Source organism: Murimonas intestini (genome assembly GCF_024622195.1).
GTDB lineage: Bacteria > Bacillota > Clostridia > Lachnospirales > Lachnospiraceae > Murimonas > Murimonas intestini.
The window spans coordinates 180616-196352 of sequence record NZ_JANKBI010000007.1; the positions used below are offsets into that span (position 1 = coordinate 180616).

Below are 15737 nucleotides of genomic sequence, written 5' to 3' on the forward strand. Positions count from 1 at the left end.
TTCTTCAGAAAAGATCTGCTTTACCTACTCAATCTGTTTTTTTGCTGTCTCCACTGATTCTCTTCCGGATCTTTTCTCTTCCAGTACTTCTGCTGCTGACCGGATTGCGCTCTTGATCATATCTTCCTGCTCTGTTTTAACAATGTACCGGCACCTTTTGATCTTGTTTGCCCTGTAAATATAGGAAAACTCCTCATAGGCGGTCAGCAGTATTACTTCTGTGTCAGGCAAATTTTCAGCCGCATATTCAAGCAGTTCAAAGCCATCTGTGACTGGCATCACTATATCAGTCATCAGCAGATCCGGAGCCTGCTGTGCCAGCCTTTTCTTTGCACGTGTCCCTGAGTAAAATACTTCTACCTCACCCATATCTCCCAGTGTTTCCCTCACCAGATCCCCCACATAATCTGCTATTTCCGCTTCATCGTCCACCACCATGATTTTCCACCTGTTCATATACCTTTCCTCCGTCCAGTTCCGCTATCGCCTGCAATGCCCCCTGCTCTGTCCTCACATACAAAAGCTTGTATTCTTCCCCGTAAAATAACTTGATCCTCCTGTTGGTATTGACAGTTGATGTGATTTCCCCATCTTCCGGAGGATTTTGTATTCTCTCATTCATTTCAGCAACTTCCTCACAGGTGATATCAATCCCTGTCTCTTCAACAACCACACTTACTTTTGACTCATTCCGCAGGAAAAACATTCTCACTTTCCCATTTTCTTCTATCTTTTCCATCCCGTATTTAACCGCATTTTCTACAAGGGGCTGAAGAAGCAGCCGGGGTACGGGAAGATTTCTGATATCCTCAGGGCATGGTTCCAGTTCAAATTCAAATCTGTTTGAAAAGCGTTCACTTTGTATATTCATATATGTACTGATACAGCCGCATTCTTCCTCCAGCGGGATCACATCCCTCTTATTCCTGTTCATGAACCTGAAATAATCACTTAAAAGCCCTGCCATCTTCTCCGCGCCGGCCTGGTCACCTCTCCTGATCCTGATCTTTATAAGGAGCAGAGTGTTATACAGAAAATGTGGGTTGATCTGAGCCTGCAGCTGTTTTAGCTGCTCCCTCTGCAAGTCGATCTTCATCAGATAATTATCCCGGATATTTTTATTGAGACGCATACTCATTTCATTAAAGCCTGTATACAGAACATCAAACTCATCCTGAGAATGGGCCCTGATCAATACCTCCTCCTGGCCGTCCTTCATAGTGCGGAAGGCATTCGTCAGCAGCAGGACAGGCTTCTTGATATACTTCCTCACATATAAAAAGAAGCAAAAAAGCACCAGGGCATTGACCAGGATCATTACAGGTATGAGATGATAGCTCTCCCTTGTCTTTTCAAATACATCATCATAGGACCGGCAGGTTATCACATCTATCCTGTGATTGTAATCCCCTGCCCGGGAACAGAAAAACTTCTCCCTGCCTACAGTGATTTCGAAAGTATCGCTCCCGCTGTCCTCTTTAGATGCCTGGTATGTCTCAAGTAATTTCTCCAGTTTTTCTTCATTGTCGATATTGTTAAGAAGCACCCTGCCTTCTATCAATATGATAGCCTGTGCCGCCCCGTCATCACACAGCTTGTCCAAAAGCTCCTGAAATTTATATCCTGAGATAGTCATTCTGCTGACAGAGCGAATATGGCTCCTGACCGTCCCCTGGGAGAGATCTCCTATATACATCTGCACATTTCCGTGGTCCACTATCAGTTTATTAGGGTTCGCAAAATAATCGTCAACAGAATCAAAATCCTCCTGATTCATATCCGCCCAATAATTACTGTGGATGCACACATCCCTCTGTGTGAGATATATGCGCAGGTCTGAAACAAACCATTCCATAAAGCGGTACCACTGCATCCTGTCCTGGATCTTTACTATTTTTTCTGATCTCTCATATGAATCATAATAGTCCCACATATCTGAGAGCAACGAAAGATTCGTGGTGCTGAACATCTCAAGCACATTGTATTCCACTTCCTCTATTTTGCCGTAAAAACTGTCAAAGATCTGGGAATCTCTTGTATATGCAGCCTCTGACAAACTCTGAATTGTCTCCTTCTGAAATGTCCTGTACAGATGACCAAACAAAAGTACAGTGGGAAGCAGTGTAAAAAGAGAGATACACATAAGCTTAAACACAATACTCCGATACCAGGGACACTTTTTATTTTCTGGTATTTCTCTTCCCTCCATAAATCCCCTCCTGATATTTCTATAATGCCAAAAAACACACAGAAGATAATGTATTTTCTGTGTGCTTTTCCATTTTTACAGAGCCTGGTCCGGCTCATTAAGTTTCTGCAGCCACTCTGCGATAAGTGCGTCCGTTACAGTACTGTCAGTCCTTTTTATAGTCTGCATAGTGTTCAAAGCCCCAAAGGCCTGCGTTGTTGGATTTTCATCCCTGCAGAGCTCCAGCAGCAGTTTCGTATGGGGATGGCCTTCAAACAGCCTGGCCAGCTGTTCTTCTTTTCCATATAGTGTCATCATGTCTTTCAGAGTTGTCTCGTCTGTGATCCTGTCAGCCATTCCCTCTGCCTTGCGCAGTATCTCTCCCTGCAGTCGGATATCCCTGGAAGAGCTTCCGATCTCTATGGCATATGCTCCGCCCTCAGTCACCCAGCCACCTTTCCCGGGATCGTACACCTGATATGCATCCTGTTCCAGCCAGAAATCCACCTGCCTGCTCTCCCCCGGACAAAGACTTATCTTCTGGAATTGACAGAGTTCCCGGACAGGACAGCTAAACAGACTGCCGGGTTTCCTTATGTACAGCTGCACGACTTCTTTTCCCTCTCGTTTTCCAGTATTCTCTACCTTAAGGGATATCTTGTCTTTTCCGCCATCCCGGGTGATCTGAAGATCATCATAGGAGAATGTAGTATAAGACAGACCATATCCAAAAGGGAACGCCACCTCCATCTCCCTCTTATCATAATAGCGGTATCCCACATAAATACCTTCAGCGTAGACCACTTCCTTCTGCCCGCCTGGAAAATTCAGATAACATGGGGTATCCTGCAGCTTCACCGGCATAGTCTCAGCCAGCTTTCCGCTGGGGTTTACTCTCCCGAACAGCACATCTGCTGCCGCAGCCCCGCCAGCCTCACCTGGCAGATACGCATCCAGTATGCCCTTCACGTCTTTTCTCCAGGGCATCTCTACAGGGGCACCATGGAATATAACCACAACAGTGTTGGGATTTATCCGCACTATCATGTCCAGCAGCTCTTCCTGGCATTTGGGCAGCTTCATATGCACCCTGTCATAGCCCTCAGACTCATAAGATTCCGGAAGCCCCAGACAGAGCAGGACTTTACTGCACTCTGCCGCTGTCCGGACAGCCTCTTCCATCCATTCAGGTTCTGAATAATCTTCCTCATAGCCTTTGACGTACACTGCTTTTGGGCACAGCTCTTTCACTGACTCGTATACTTCATCCAGCCTGTATTCTTCCACATGGGCGCTTCCGCCGCCCTGGAATCTGAGTTTCCCAGCCATGCCGCCGATAACTGCCACGGATTCTCCTCTGTCCAGCGGAAGTATATTATCTTCGTTTTTAAGAAGCACCATACTTTCTTCAGCTGCTTTTTTTGCAAACAGGTGATGCTCCTCCGGGTCAAAACGTTCTTTTCTGGAATTATTCTCACACATGAGGCAGAGCTGTATTGTATTTCTCACCGCCCTGTCCAGATCCTTCTCCGTCATCTTTCCTGCAGCGATCAGATCTTTTACCTCTTCTGCAAGGCGTTCAGCACTCTGTCCATTCAGCAGGAGGTTTAAGCCGTTTTTAACTGACTTTTCCAAATGCAGGGCAGCATCGCAGTCTGTGACCACATTCCCCTGATAATTCCAATCCTCCCTGAGCACATGCTTTAATGTCACTTCATTCTCAGCGCCGTATTCCCCATTGATTTTATTATAAGCTGTCATGACCATATATGGTTTTCCAGCCCGTACAGGTTTTTCAAATGCTTTCAGGTAAATCTCATGGAGGGCACGGATATCTATCTTTTCGTCAATTGACATCCTCCTGGTCTCCTGATTGTTGGCAGCATAATGCTTCACACATGCTCCCACCCCTTCAGCCTGGAGCCCTGCCACATATTCAGCAGCCAGCTCCCCAGTCAGAACCGGGTCCTCCGAATAATACTCGAAATTCCTGCCGCACAGCGGGCTTCGTTTAATATTACAGCCCGGTCCAAACAATACATCAATTCCTTCTGTCTGCGCCTCCACTCCCAGATAATGCCCAAGCTCCCTCATCAGTTCCCTGTCCCAGGAGCATGCATATGTGCTGGCAGACGGATAACATATCAGAGGAATGCTCTGCTCATCTGCCTCTTTCCTCCGCCTTATTCCCGAAGGTCCATCTGCCACCCAGAAACTTCTCAGGCCATATTCCTCCATATCCCGCTGCTCAATCAGCCCCTGGGACAATAACGCCGCTTTCTCTTCCAGTGTCAGACTGGAAAGTATTTTTTCTGCTTCACCCATAACATCTCTCACTGCTTTTCCTCCTTGGCTGCCCTTTTTCTGTATTGTAGCCTTTTAAGGAATCAAAATCCATGAGCAGTTTTTGTTACATGGTGCAGTTTTTGTGTACTATTTCCAGCCACTCCTTTTCTTTGAATCCCGTCAGTACAAAATCATCTCCCACAAGCACAGGACGTTTTACCAGCATTCCGTCAGATGCCAGCAGTTCAAGCTGCTCATCTTCACTCATAGCCGGAAGCTTTTCCTTTAAGTTCATCTCTTTATACTTCCTGCCGCTGGTGTTAAAAAACTTTTTCAGCGGCAGTGAACCCTTTTTAATCCACTCTTCCAGCTCCTCCCTTGTGGGATTCTGCTCTACAATATATCTTTTTTCAAATTCTGCACCACTGCTCTCCAGCCATTTTCTGGCCTTCTGGCATGTGCTGCACTTTGGATATTCAATAAACAGCATTCTTTTTTCCTTTCTCTTCTAACATAAAAGCAGAGGAACCGGTGCAGATCATAATCCGCCCCTGGCATCCTCTGCCCTTACATGCTTGTTTTATTAAACCGGGCTCAATTCCCCGAATAAAGTCATATGGAATGTCTCATATACTGAACAGATCTTGTCTGCCATACATACGATCACGGTTTCCCTGTAACGCGGCGGTATCAGTGTCAGCGGAAACATATGCTTCCTTATGACATCCTTCTCGATATCCGTCAGATTAAAATCCTCACACGCATTGATCAGCGCTTTGCCTGGATGAGTAAATCCATGCAGGCTGTGACCGGCATCCTTTTCATGCCAGTCATATAAGAAATAGTCATGGAGCAGCGCCCCTCTGATCAGCTCTTCTAAATGTACCTTCAGGTCATATTTCAATACCATCCAGTAGCTTAAGTATGCCACTGCCAGGCTATGCTGATAAACAGTTGTGTCTCCATGCTGAATATATTCTTCTAACTGTGAATATCTCCCTTTTCCGACCACTTCCTTCACAAGTTCAAAAAATCTTTCTTCATCTTCTGGCTTCATTTTTCTTTCAACTGCCACTTTTTTTGAATTCCCCCTCTCGGAATAATCTCTGATATTTGCCTCAAAATGCTCCGGCTCCCCTTCAGCCGGCCTGTCTATACAGCCTGCGGCATCTCTCTGGTCACTTTTAGTATATCACGGGAAACGGGAAATGCAATCATTGTCTTATATTTAACAAAAATTACTAACTTTTCAGTACTCCGCAATTACATTTCCTGCCAGGCAAACTGTGAATTATACAGCTGCTTATAATAACCGTTTTCGGACATCAGTTCTTCGTGGGTTCCCACTTCTTCTATATTTCCTTCTCTGAGTACCATGATCTTATCTGCATTCTTAATTGTAGACAGTCTATGGGCAATGACGAAGCTGGTCCTGCCTTCCATCACTTTGTGCATGGCATTCTGGAGCATCTTTTCCAGCCTTGTATCCACTGACGAAGTAGCTTCGTCCAGTATGAGTATCTTCGGATCCTTCAGGATTGCCCTGGCTATTGTCAGCAGCTGTTTTTCTCCCTGTGAGATATTGTTGCCTTCCTCATTGATCATCATGTTATAGCCGCCCGGCAGGGTTCTGATAAAATGATGGACATTTGCCATCCTGGCCGCATCGATAACCTCATCTTTTCTTGCCCCCAGCCTGCCATACCTGATGTTTTCATAGATAGTTCCTGAAAACAGCCATGTGTCCTGCAGTACCATCCCAAACATGGAACGCAGCTCTTCTCTCTTCATATCCCTGATGTCCACACCGTCCACCAGTATCCTGCCGCTGTCTACATCGTAGAAGCGCAGGAGCAGATTGATGATTGTTGTCTTTCCCGCTCCCGTGGGACCTACAATGGCTACCATCTGCCCTGAACTTACATGCATATCCAGATTTTTAATGACTGCCCTGTCTGTATATCCAAATGAGACATCCTCAAATTCCACATTTCCTTTTACATTCCATATATGTCTGGGCGATTCCGCCTCAGCCACCTCTTCTTCGGCATCCAGTATCTCAATGATACGCTTCAGGGCCGCAAATGCTGCCTGTATCTGCGTGGACAGCTGTGATACCTGAGAGAGCGGGTCGTTGACCTGCCAGATGTAGCGGATAAAAGCCTGCAGGTTCCCGACTGTTATAGTCCCGCTGATAACAAAGAAACACCCCATCACAGCTGCCGCCCCGATGCAGAGGTATGTGACAAGAGATATAAGCGGGCTCATAATAGATGACATGAACTGTGCCTTAAATGCATGCTTCTGAAGCGCTCCGTTAATTCCCTTAAACTGTTTTTCCGCCTCTTCCTGCCTGCCGTAGAGCAGCAGTTCATTATACCCGCTGTACAGCTCTGTTATGGTGCCGTTAAGCTCCCCAAGCGCATCCTGCTGGGCCTTGAACTGTCCCTGGCTCTTCTTTACCACTCCCTGGCTGATCAGTATGCTCAAGGGGATGATCGCCACGCCCAGCCATGCCATCACAGGCTGGATGGCAAACATCATGACAAGAGCCAGGATGATTGTCATAATTCCTCTTATCACCTCTGTAAAACTCTGCTGAAGTGCATTAGACACAGCTTCAATATCATTCGTCAGACGGCTCAGTGTATCTCCGAAGCTGTGTGTATCGAAATATTTCACCGGCAGCCTTCTTATCTTATCCTGTACTGCATTCCTCATGTCGTGCATGGCATTCTGGATAGAGTCAGTCAGGAAAAAGCTGGCAAATACCTGGGATAATGTCTTGATCAGATAAATGATCAAAAGTACTATTAAAATTCGTATGACAATATCAAAATGCACTCCTGCGCCTTCTGCCTTTGCCGCCATTTCCCCTGCATCCTTTGCAAGCTGAGTGGTGATCATACCTTCCACGCTGGGAGCAATTGTCATTGCAGCCACACTGACCACCACCATCAGGACTGCTCCAAAAAATTTTCCTTTATATGGTGCGATAAATGGCGATAATTTTTTTATCATTTTTATAAAATCTGCAATTTTCCTACGCATGGGCAAGTTCCTCCTCACTCAGCTGTGAAGCCGCGATTTCACGGTATATAGGACAGCTCTTTAGAAGCTCCCTGTGGGTTCCGGTTCCCACTACACTGCCCTCATCGAGAACAAGGATCTTATCTGCGTCCATTATGCTGGAGACTCTCTGGGCCACTATCATTACCACAGCCTCCCCTGTCTCCTTTCGAAGGGCACGCCTCACAGCTGCATCCGTCTTAAAATCAAGAGCAGAAAAAGAATCGTCAAAGATATATACATCCGGTTTTCTCACCAGCGCCCTGGCTATAGACAGCCTCTGGCGCTGTCCTCCTGATACGTTTGTGGCATTCTCAGTTATCTGTTCCTCAAAGCCTCCCTTTTCCATGATAAAATCATAGGCCTGGGCCGTCTTTGCCGCATGTATGATCTCTTCCATAGAGGCATCCTTTTTCCCGATCCTGATATTATCTGCAATAGAGCCCATAAAAAGCATGGCCTTCTGGGGAATGAAGCCGATAGCGCTTCTTAATCCCTGCAGTTCATAATCCCGGATATCTTCCCCGTTGATCGTGATCTTTCCTGCACTCACATCATATGACCTGGGGATCAGATTGATCAATGTACTCTTGCCTGAGCCTGTACTTCCGATAAAAGCAACTGTCTCCCCTTTAGATGCAGTAAAGGAAATATTCTTTAAGACAGCCTCCTCCCCGTCAGGATATGCAAAATCCACATGGTCAAAACAGATCTCTTCAATGGGCCTTAAAAGCTTTTTTCCGCTTCCGTCATTTTTGATCACTGCTTCTGTTTTCAGGACATCTGTGATCCTCCTGGCGCTCACCTGTGCTTTAGGATACATCATGAACACCATACAGAACAGCATAATGGAAAACATCACGTGGAACAGGTAATCCATAAATGCCACCAATTCTCCTATCTGCAGGCTTCCCTTATTGATCATCACACTTGATATCCAGTAGATTATCATACCTGCAATATTCATCAGCAGGAAAAAGGCAGGCTGTGTCACTGACATCAGCTTAAACAGCTTTTTTGAGTGGCTCATGTAGGACTGGTTTGCCTCATCAAACCGCTTCTTCTCATGGCTGTCATTCGTAAAAGCCCGGATAACCCTGATTCCGCTCAGGTTCTCCCTGGATATCCTGTTGATCCATTCCAAAGATGACTGCTGCCCCTCACTGATTGGCTCTGAACATCTTGCCACAATGACAACACCTGCAATAATGACAGGTATGGTACACAGAATAACCACTGACAGCTCCAGGGAAGCTTTCAGTACAAGGAAAATACTTCCCACCATCATGACCGGGGTCATAAGCGCTGTCCTCAACAGGATGTTTACAAACATCTGTATCTGGAACGCGTCGTTATTAGTTCTGGTGATCAGGGATGATGTTCCGAATTTATTGTACTCGCTGTGTGAAAATCCCTGCGTCTTTTTAAAAATATCGTTTCTCAGATCCCGTGTGATAGATGTGGACAGCCAGGCGCAGCAGTATCCCAGCAGGATAGTTCCGGCCACTCCCAGCAGTGATATAGCCAGGATGACTCCTCCCATCTTCCATATGTAGGCTCCGTCCTGCGCTGCCACACCATTGTCGATCATGACCGCCACAATAGTTGGAATTCCCAGCTCTACCAGTGCAAATCCAAAAACGGATATCACATTCACAAGAAACATTTTCTTGTATCTTTTCAAATATTTTAAGATCAGTCTCATTTCTTCCTCCTCTGCCTTGACAAATTGCCGCGGTTATTCTAGTGTAAGGTATAAGGTAACCTTATAGTCAAGAGGAGATTTTATAAAATGCAGAATAAATATTTTACAACAGGAGAATTTGCAAAGCTCTGCCACATAGAAAAACATGTGCTTTTCCATTACGATGAGATCGGCCTGTTCAGCCCTGCCATAACAGGAGATAATGGATACCGCTATTATTCCTGCTACCAGTATGATACTTTTGCAGTCATACGGGCCATGCAGAGTATCGGCATGTCACTGAAGGATATCAAGGTCTACTTAGACCAGAGGAATCCAGAGCTTTTTCTGAAGCTCATAGATGAGAAAAATAAAGATATTGATGAAGAGATAAAACGCCTGAAAGATATTAAACAAATGATAAAACGTCTGAAAGACTATACGAAAGAGGCCATGGATTCCGGCGAAGATATATGCCTCAAATCCCTGCCCGCGGCCCGGCTCCTCTTATCCGAAAATATGGAAAACAAGACAAATGATGACCTGGCTATCTTTATGGATGCATATATGAGATTCTGCGGTTCACACCATGCAGTCTCGCCTGAATTTGTCGGCAATATGATTACTGTAGAAAATCTTCAGAAAGAAAACTATCTGAATTATTCTTATTTATATATGCCTACTGACACCAGAAATAAGTCAGCAGATTTCGCACGAAAGCAAGGCATCTACCTGTACGCCTGCCACCATGGTTATTATGACACTATCCATCAGACTTACAAAAAGATGCTGAAATACGCTGAAGATAACAAAATCCTCCTTGGAAAATTTGCCTATGAAGAATATCTCTTAGCAGATGTCGCCCAGAAGGATATGACCGGTTATGTCACTAAAATTTTGATTGAAACGCGGGAAGATGTGGGCAATGCCCAGTATAACCCAAAGTAAATAACGTAATGTTTCGCTGGGAGTTATACTAGATTTAACCTTTGTATTTTTGAACTATTTCCACATCTGTATCTTCTGGATTGGATCTGATAAGGCTGCAGACTTTCTCAACATAGTCTGCTTTCTGCTCCAGAAGGTCCGCAATCACTGCTGCTTCATAGCCTTTATACAGCATATTCCGCATACACCGGACTAAAGTGTACTCCATGCCTTTCTCAATACCCTTCTCAACGCCCTTCTCAACACCTTCATCAAAAATAAGCTGCGCCACCTTTGTCATCATAATCGCTCCTTTCACATAATCCGCATATTCTTTGTCTATAACTTTATACGCAAACGTAATGATCCCGAGATTCTTATGTTTTAAGGCCTCCGTAAGGAATTTTAATGTAACATCCTTATTCTGATATGCAATCTCACTCATATTGCTATCCTCCTTATATTATAACGTTCACCCTGATTTATTACAACAAAAACTATACACCCTGCATAGGCATCACCCGATTCATGTTTGATTTTAATGGGAAATAAAAGAAAAATAATTGATAAAATATTAAATAAGAGTATTTACATAAAAAGCAGAATGCCTTTCATGAATAGAATATATACAGACTAACAGAATGTGAACGGCCTGTCAAGTATTACTGGTCATGAAACAGCCCTGGCTAAATGCACAGTCCTGTTGAAAGCCGCAGGCCTGCATGATATAATCGTTAGAAAATGATATAAACCATAAGGAGGCTCATATGCAGCAATATCAATTTGAAAAAATATACTCACAAATGCAAAAGGAATTTGGCAGAATAAAGCCAGGGCAGGAAGATGATCATTCTTTCATGCTGATGCCATTAGAAACCAATGCGCTGAAGATAAACCGCAAATACCCCTCTTCAAACAGCCGAAGGCTTAAAGAGGCAACAGCACTCGTTTTATTTGACATAAAAGAACGTTGTACCGGCGAGAAGTATGACCTGTCTTCCTTCAGAAATGAAGACAACCAGCGTCTCGAACAGGCTTTACTTATGGCTTTTGACCCCTTCACAAACGAAGAAGTCATGGCTTCCCTTAAAAGTACAGCCAGCATAGATTTAGAAAACACTGACGACCTGCATAACTTTTACCAGGAACCCGTTATCTGTATCCTCAGAATAAAAGAGTCCATAGATACCTGGGAAAAGAATTTAGGAGCAAATGGTTATTTTGAATTTATAGAAAAATTCATGGGAAATAAAATAACCGACGATAAAATGAACTTTTCTTTTGCAGTTCCCGGTGAAAATTTGTCATAAAAAAAGTGCGTACAACTGCGAAAATTCTGTTATAGGCCAGATGGCTGCTAAGCATGGCCGGCACTTAGCAGCGCTGAAGCTTTCTCCTATTTCTCGTCACAAACCTGAAAAATATAGAATTTCAGATAATACGACTCATCTGCATTCCAGAGTATTGGATGGTCAGACGCCTGCGTGCGGTATTCCACCTGCCGCAGATTTTTATGAGCATTTTTTGCTGCTTCCCTGATTGTCTTTGTAAAAAGCTCAGGATCCATAAAATGTGAGCAGGAACAGGTGGCCAGATATCCTCCGTCCCTGACCAGCTTCATGCCGCGCAGGTTGATCTCCCTGTACCCTTTTACAGCATTTTTGACAGAACTGCGGGATTTTGTGAATGCGGGAGGGTCCAGGATGACCACATCAAACTTTTCTCCCTTTTTCTCAAGCTCCGGAAGGAGTTCAAATACATCTCTGCATATGAATTCCACCCTGTCCTCCAAACCATTGAGCCTGGCGTTTTCCCTGGCCTGACATATACCAAGCTCGGAGGCATCAACGCCCAGCACCCTGGCTGCTCCCGCAATCCCGGCATTTAATGCGAAGGATCCTGTATGTGTGAAACAGTCCAGTACTTTCTTATCCCTGCACAGGCGCTGGATTGCCAGCCGGTTGTATTTCTGGTCCAGGAAAAATCCCGTCTTCTGGCCTTCTTCCACATCCACGATATATTTCACGCCATTTTCTGTGATCTCCACCTTCGTATCAAAGGGTTCAGTGAGGAATCCCTTTGTCCTCTCCATCCCCTCCTTCATCCGCACCTTGGCATCACTTCTCTCATAGATGCCGCGCACATGTATGCCATCTTCCCCAAGCACTTCACAGACAATGTCCAGGATCTGCATCTTCATCCTGTCAATTCCCAGAGCTGTAGATTCCACCACCAACACATCTGAGAATTTATCCACCACCAGACCGGGCAGATAATCTGCCTCTGCAAATATCAAACGGCAGCTGGATGTATCCACAGTAGCCTTGCGGTATTCCCAGGCATCTTTTACTCTCATCCTCAGAAATGCTTCATCAATCACTGCTGCTTTCTTCCTGGACATGATCCTGACCACTATCCTGGATTTTGTATTAATAAAACCATGTCCAAGGAAATAGCCGTCGAAATCTTCTACAGCCACCATATCTCCATCTTCAAATTCTCCTTCTATCCTGTCGATCTCATTGTCAAAGACCCACATTCCGCCTGATTTGAGCAGGCGTCCTTCACCTTTTTTCAGTTTTACTATTGTATTTTCCATATTTCTCCTGTCTTCCATGTTATCTTTTTACATAATTCCCGTCGCACTTTGCGAAGTATAATCCCCTCTATAATGACAGGCGTTCAAATTCCGCCAGCAGGGCCTCAGCCTCGTCCATTGTATTATGCCACCCATATTTCTTTAAGTCTACACACATATCCTGCACACAAATCCCCTCTTTTTTCAGAAGCTTCTGCTGAAGACCGGGATATTCAAAAGCACCAGCACCTGAAAGGATTCCCCTGCTGTTTACGATCCTGTGTGCCGGGATGTCTTCCGCCAACAGGCGGTGGCTGAGCGCGAATCCCACCTGCCTTGCATTCTTTGGTTTTCCGCACAGAAGAGCTATCTGTCCATAAGTGCATACCCTTCCATATGGAATAGAATGGCATACTATCTCCATCCGTTTATAAAAGTCCATCCGTACTCACCTCTGTTCTGCCGTTATTTTAATTAAAGGGATTACCAGGAATTGGCGCTCCCTGAGGACATGTTATATTCTATCATAACTTCTGCAGTTTTTGATATAATTTTATTGCAACTGTTGCAGTAAATGCACAAAACTGCTGAATAGTTACGTTTTATTCTGCTTGACATATGCTCCATATATGATTATAATGAACACTGTTCATATTCATTGTGATATGCAGTCAGCTGCGTTTTGTAATCATATATATGGAGGTGCTCATGAATAAAAACGTAACTTCTAAAGAAGAATTAATTGCCGCCGCCTTAAAGATAGCTGCAAATGAGGGCATACATAAAGTCAGTATTCGCAATATTGCAAATGAATGCTCTATTTCCACAGGAGTCATTTACAATTATTTTCCTACTAAGGCTGATTTGATTTTCTCTATTGTCAGCAGCTTCTGGGATGGCGTAGCCTGTGAACTGTCCGACCTGTCAGCTTCCGGGGGCAGTTTCATTGAATTTACGTCAGCATATTATAATATAATCTACAAAAAAATATCTGCTTTTGAACAGGGCTGGCTGACACAGATGGAAAATCTGCCGGATGATGATAAACGCAGAGGACGGGCATTAGAGACACAGTGTTTCTGTTACCTGAAATCATTGCTGGCTGACGCACTTAAATTGGATACATCTGTTTCCCGGGATATCTGGTCAGAGGATTATCCCATGGAGGAATTTATTGATTTCTTATTCTGGCATATTATGAGTATGCTGCGGGGCAGACAGGAGGATTGCAGCTTTTTCCTTAAAACTATAAAAAGGATCCTGTACAAATAAAATTATTCAAAAAGGAGGATTTGAATTGAAAGTTCAAAGAAATATTTTACTGCTGATTGCAGGCTTTATCTGGTTCATAGCCGGATTCAACATTATGAGGATCGGCATCATAGCCTCTTCAGGCATCTGGCTGTGGTGGATGCTGTGCATAAGCATTGTTGTTTTTCTGCTTTTCCACAACATGGTATTCCGGAAAATGGTGAGGAAACACACAAAACGTATCTTAGACTACCAGGAAGAGCGTCTTCCCTTTTACCGTTTTTTTGACAGACAGGCCTACTGTATCATGATATTTATGATGACCTTTGGTATTGGCCTGAGGGTTTCCGGTCTTGCACCGGATATCTTTATTGCGGTGTTCTACAGCGGGCTTGGGTTTTCTCTGATTATAGCAGGTGTGGGATTTGCACTGCAGTTTTTAAGGTCACGCCGCGCTCCGGAACCTGTTTCATCCCAGCAGAGCCGCTGGATCTGATCAACAGGACAGCAAAATGACTGCTGTTCTAAACACTTACGAAATGAGGTCTTACTATGAGAATTGGAGAAACTATATTTGATGTTCTTTACCTTATAACAGTCATCACCCTCGGCATAAAAATGATAAAATCATCCGCACCCAGAAGCCAGTACTGGCTGTTCGGGCTTATGGCGGTTATCCTCGGCTGCGGAGATGCCTTCCATCTTATCCCCAGAGTCTGGGCTATGTGGGGTCCCGGACTTGACAGTAACTCTGCCGCCGCACCGCTGGGATTTGGCCAGGCTGTCACATCCGTGACCATGACTGCCTTCTATGTCATACTGTTCCATGTCTGGGAGATGAGATACAAAGTAAACAGAAATACAAAACTGCGTGCTGCAGTTTATGGTCTGGCAGTCATCCGCATTGTCCTCTGCCTCTTCCCGCAGAACGACTGGATGAGTACTGATGCACCGCTCAGCTGGGGAATATACCGCAACATTCCATTTGCACTTCTTGGACTTTTAGTCATTCTCCTGTTTTACAGGAAAGCCAAGGAATGTAAGGACGTACATTTCCGTTTTATGTGGCTGGCTGTTGTCCTAAGCTTTGCATGTTACATACCTGTTGTCCTGTTTGCCGGCACTGTTCCTGCTGTAGGCGCTCTCATGCTGCCGAAGACATGCGCCTACGTATGGGTCGTATGGATGGGCTTTTCTGCAATGAAAAAAGGAGACTAAAATCTAATGAAAAAAATGATAAATATAAGTTTTATATACGCACTTGCAGCAATGGCAGGCGGAGTCTTTTACAGAGAATTCACGAAATTTCAGTCCTACACCGGAGTCACAGCGCTTGGAAAAGTACACACCCACCTGTTCATGCTGGGAACTTTTGTATTTCTGGCCGCTGCTCTATTCTACGATAAATGCAGCCTGGAAAACTCTAAAAAATTCAGGATATTCCTGTTCCTTTATAACATCGGCGTGTCCCTCACAGCCATTATGCTGGCTGTCCGCGGCATTACACAAGTACTTGGGACATCCCTGTCTGCGGGAGCCAATGCATCCATCAGCGGTGTGGCTGGCATCGGGCATATCCTGACTGGTGTTGGGTTTATTATGTTCTTTCTGGCGCTGAAGGAAGGGGCAGAGTCCGGTAAATAAATTTTACGAGGTGATCCAATGATTTTATATCACGGAAGCAATACTTCCGGGCTTGGATGTTCTCCCATTAAAAAAAATCCCCTGCGCAAAACTCGGCACAGCGCCTATGT

General features: G+C 44.7%; 16 protein-coding genes. 6 read left to right on the plus strand and 10 right to left on the minus strand.

What is annotated here, in order from left to right; genetic code table 11:
• Window positions 1-24: 24 nt before the first annotated feature.
• From NSB28_RS12555 to NSB28_RS12585, 7 genes are all read right to left on the minus strand, one after another.
• The gene (locus NSB28_RS12555; RefSeq protein ID WP_109626933.1) at window positions 25-456 is read right to left on the minus strand and encodes a response regulator; all 432 of its coding nucleotides are present in this window, start codon (window positions 454-456) and stop codon (window positions 25-27) included.
• Window positions 422-2209 (minus strand): sensor histidine kinase, encoded by a 1788-nt coding sequence (locus tag NSB28_RS12560; protein WP_109626935.1) that lies wholly within the window; start codon window positions 2207-2209, stop codon window positions 422-424. The genes NSB28_RS12555 and NSB28_RS12560 overlap by 35 nt, the downstream gene beginning before the upstream one ends.
• 75 nt (window positions 2210-2284) lie before the next feature.
• Window positions 2285-4525 (minus strand): beta-glucosidase, encoded by a 2241-nt coding sequence (locus NSB28_RS12565; protein ID WP_109626937.1) that lies wholly within the window; start codon window positions 4523-4525, stop codon window positions 2285-2287.
• A gap of 73 nt (window positions 4526-4598) precedes the next feature.
• Window positions 4599-4964 carry an arsenate reductase family protein gene (locus NSB28_RS12570; RefSeq protein WP_109626939.1) on the minus strand — a complete coding sequence of 122 codons (366 nt, stop codon included), beginning with the start codon at window positions 4962-4964 and terminating at the stop codon, window positions 4599-4601.
• A 93-nt stretch (window positions 4965-5057) separates the two neighbouring features.
• Window positions 5058-5549 (minus strand): HD domain-containing protein, encoded by a 492-nt coding sequence (locus NSB28_RS12575; RefSeq protein WP_243134829.1) that lies wholly within the window; start codon window positions 5547-5549, stop codon window positions 5058-5060.
• A gap of 188 nt (window positions 5550-5737) precedes the next feature.
• Complete coding sequence (locus tag NSB28_RS12580; RefSeq protein WP_109626941.1) at window positions 5738-7525, minus strand: ABC transporter ATP-binding protein; 1788 nt, start codon at window positions 7523-7525, stop codon at window positions 5738-5740.
• Complete coding sequence (locus NSB28_RS12585) at window positions 7518-9248, minus strand: ABC transporter ATP-binding protein (protein WP_109626944.1); 1731 nt, start codon at window positions 9246-9248, stop codon at window positions 7518-7520. Before NSB28_RS12585 ends, NSB28_RS12580 begins: the two co-directional genes overlap by 8 nt.
• Before the next feature lie 87 nt (window positions 9249-9335).
• Between NSB28_RS12585 and NSB28_RS12590 the strand changes: the two genes are divergently transcribed.
• Window positions 9336-10175 carry a MerR family transcriptional regulator gene (locus NSB28_RS12590; protein WP_109626945.1) on the plus strand — a complete coding sequence of 280 codons (840 nt, stop codon included), beginning with the start codon at window positions 9336-9338 and terminating at the stop codon, window positions 10173-10175.
• Window positions 10176-10209: 34 nt separating this feature from the next.
• Here NSB28_RS12590 and NSB28_RS12595 read toward each other — a convergent pair whose 3' ends face one another.
• Window positions 10210-10599, minus strand: coding sequence for a hypothetical protein (locus NSB28_RS12595; RefSeq protein ID WP_109626947.1), 390 nt, complete (start codon window positions 10597-10599; stop codon window positions 10210-10212).
• A gap of 322 nt (window positions 10600-10921) precedes the next feature.
• Here NSB28_RS12595 and NSB28_RS12600 point away from each other — a divergent pair, with 322 nt between their 5' ends.
• Window positions 10922-11464: a hypothetical protein gene (locus NSB28_RS12600; RefSeq protein ID WP_109626949.1), complete on the plus strand. Its 543-nt coding sequence runs from the start codon at window positions 10922-10924 to the stop codon at window positions 11462-11464.
• Window positions 11465-11550: 86 nt separating this feature from the next.
• Here the strand turns inward: NSB28_RS12600 and NSB28_RS12605 are convergent, their stop codons facing one another.
• Both NSB28_RS12605 and NSB28_RS12610 read right to left on the minus strand, forming a co-directional pair.
• Window positions 11551-12753: a class I SAM-dependent rRNA methyltransferase gene (locus NSB28_RS12605; RefSeq protein ID WP_109626951.1), complete on the minus strand. Its 1203-nt coding sequence runs from the start codon at window positions 12751-12753 to the stop codon at window positions 11551-11553.
• A gap of 67 nt (window positions 12754-12820) precedes the next feature.
• Complete coding sequence (locus NSB28_RS12610; RefSeq protein WP_109626953.1) at window positions 12821-13174, minus strand: MGMT family protein; 354 nt, start codon at window positions 13172-13174, stop codon at window positions 12821-12823.
• Window positions 13175-13440: 266 nt separating this feature from the next.
• Here NSB28_RS12610 and NSB28_RS12615 point away from each other — a divergent pair, with 266 nt between their 5' ends.
• From NSB28_RS12615 to NSB28_RS12630, 4 genes are read left to right on the plus strand one after another with little or no spacing between them, the layout of a single operon-like run.
• On the plus strand, window positions 13441-14004 hold the full coding sequence (locus tag NSB28_RS12615) for a TetR/AcrR family transcriptional regulator (RefSeq protein ID WP_257497706.1): 564 nt from the start codon (window positions 13441-13443) through the stop codon (window positions 14002-14004).
• Window positions 14005-14029: 25 nt separating this feature from the next.
• Window positions 14030-14479: a hypothetical protein gene (locus NSB28_RS12620; protein WP_109626957.1), complete on the plus strand. Its 450-nt coding sequence runs from the start codon at window positions 14030-14032 to the stop codon at window positions 14477-14479.
• 56 nt (window positions 14480-14535) lie between these two features.
• Window positions 14536-15201, plus strand: coding sequence for a hypothetical protein (locus tag NSB28_RS12625; protein WP_109626959.1), 666 nt, complete (start codon window positions 14536-14538; stop codon window positions 15199-15201).
• Between the two features lie 6 nt (window positions 15202-15207).
• Window positions 15208-15627: a DUF2871 domain-containing protein gene (locus NSB28_RS12630; protein ID WP_109626961.1), complete on the plus strand. Its 420-nt coding sequence runs from the start codon at window positions 15208-15210 to the stop codon at window positions 15625-15627.
• The last annotated feature ends 110 nt before the right edge of the window (window positions 15628-15737 follow it).

What these genes read in the sequence shown, in the direction of transcription:
- NSB28_RS12555 (WP_109626933.1), bottom strand. Translation starts at nt 456, where the DNA reads ATGAACAGGTGGAAAATCATGGTGGTGGACGATGAAGCGGAAATAGCA.
- NSB28_RS12560 (WP_109626935.1), bottom strand. Translation starts at nt 2,209, where the DNA reads ATGGAGGGAAGAGAAATACCAGAAAATAAAAAGTGTCCCTGGTATCGG.
- NSB28_RS12570 (WP_109626939.1), bottom strand. Translation starts at nt 4,964, where the DNA reads ATGCTGTTTATTGAATATCCAAAGTGCAGCACATGCCAGAAGGCCAGA.
- NSB28_RS12580 (WP_109626941.1), bottom strand. Translation starts at nt 7,525, where the DNA reads ATGCGTAGGAAAATTGCAGATTTTATAAAAATGATAAAAAAATTATCG.
- NSB28_RS12585 (WP_109626944.1), bottom strand. Translation starts at nt 9,248, where the DNA reads ATGAGACTGATCTTAAAATATTTGAAAAGATACAAGAAAATGTTTCTT.
- NSB28_RS12590 (WP_109626945.1), top strand. Translation starts at nt 9,336, where the DNA reads ATGCAGAATAAATATTTTACAACAGGAGAATTTGCAAAGCTCTGCCAC.
- NSB28_RS12595 (WP_109626947.1), bottom strand. Translation starts at nt 10,599, where the DNA reads ATGAGTGAGATTGCATATCAGAATAAGGATGTTACATTAAAATTCCTT.
- NSB28_RS12600 (WP_109626949.1), top strand. Translation starts at nt 10,922, where the DNA reads ATGCAGCAATATCAATTTGAAAAAATATACTCACAAATGCAAAAGGAA.
- NSB28_RS12605 (WP_109626951.1), bottom strand. Translation starts at nt 12,753, where the DNA reads ATGGAAAATACAATAGTAAAACTGAAAAAAGGTGAAGGACGCCTGCTC.
- NSB28_RS12610 (WP_109626953.1), bottom strand. Translation starts at nt 13,174, where the DNA reads ATGGACTTTTATAAACGGATGGAGATAGTATGCCATTCTATTCCATAT.
- NSB28_RS12615 (WP_257497706.1), top strand. Translation starts at nt 13,441, where the DNA reads ATGAATAAAAACGTAACTTCTAAAGAAGAATTAATTGCCGCCGCCTTA.
- NSB28_RS12625 (WP_109626959.1), top strand. Translation starts at nt 14,536, where the DNA reads ATGAGAATTGGAGAAACTATATTTGATGTTCTTTACCTTATAACAGTC.
- NSB28_RS12630 (WP_109626961.1), top strand. Translation starts at nt 15,208, where the DNA reads ATGAAAAAAATGATAAATATAAGTTTTATATACGCACTTGCAGCAATG.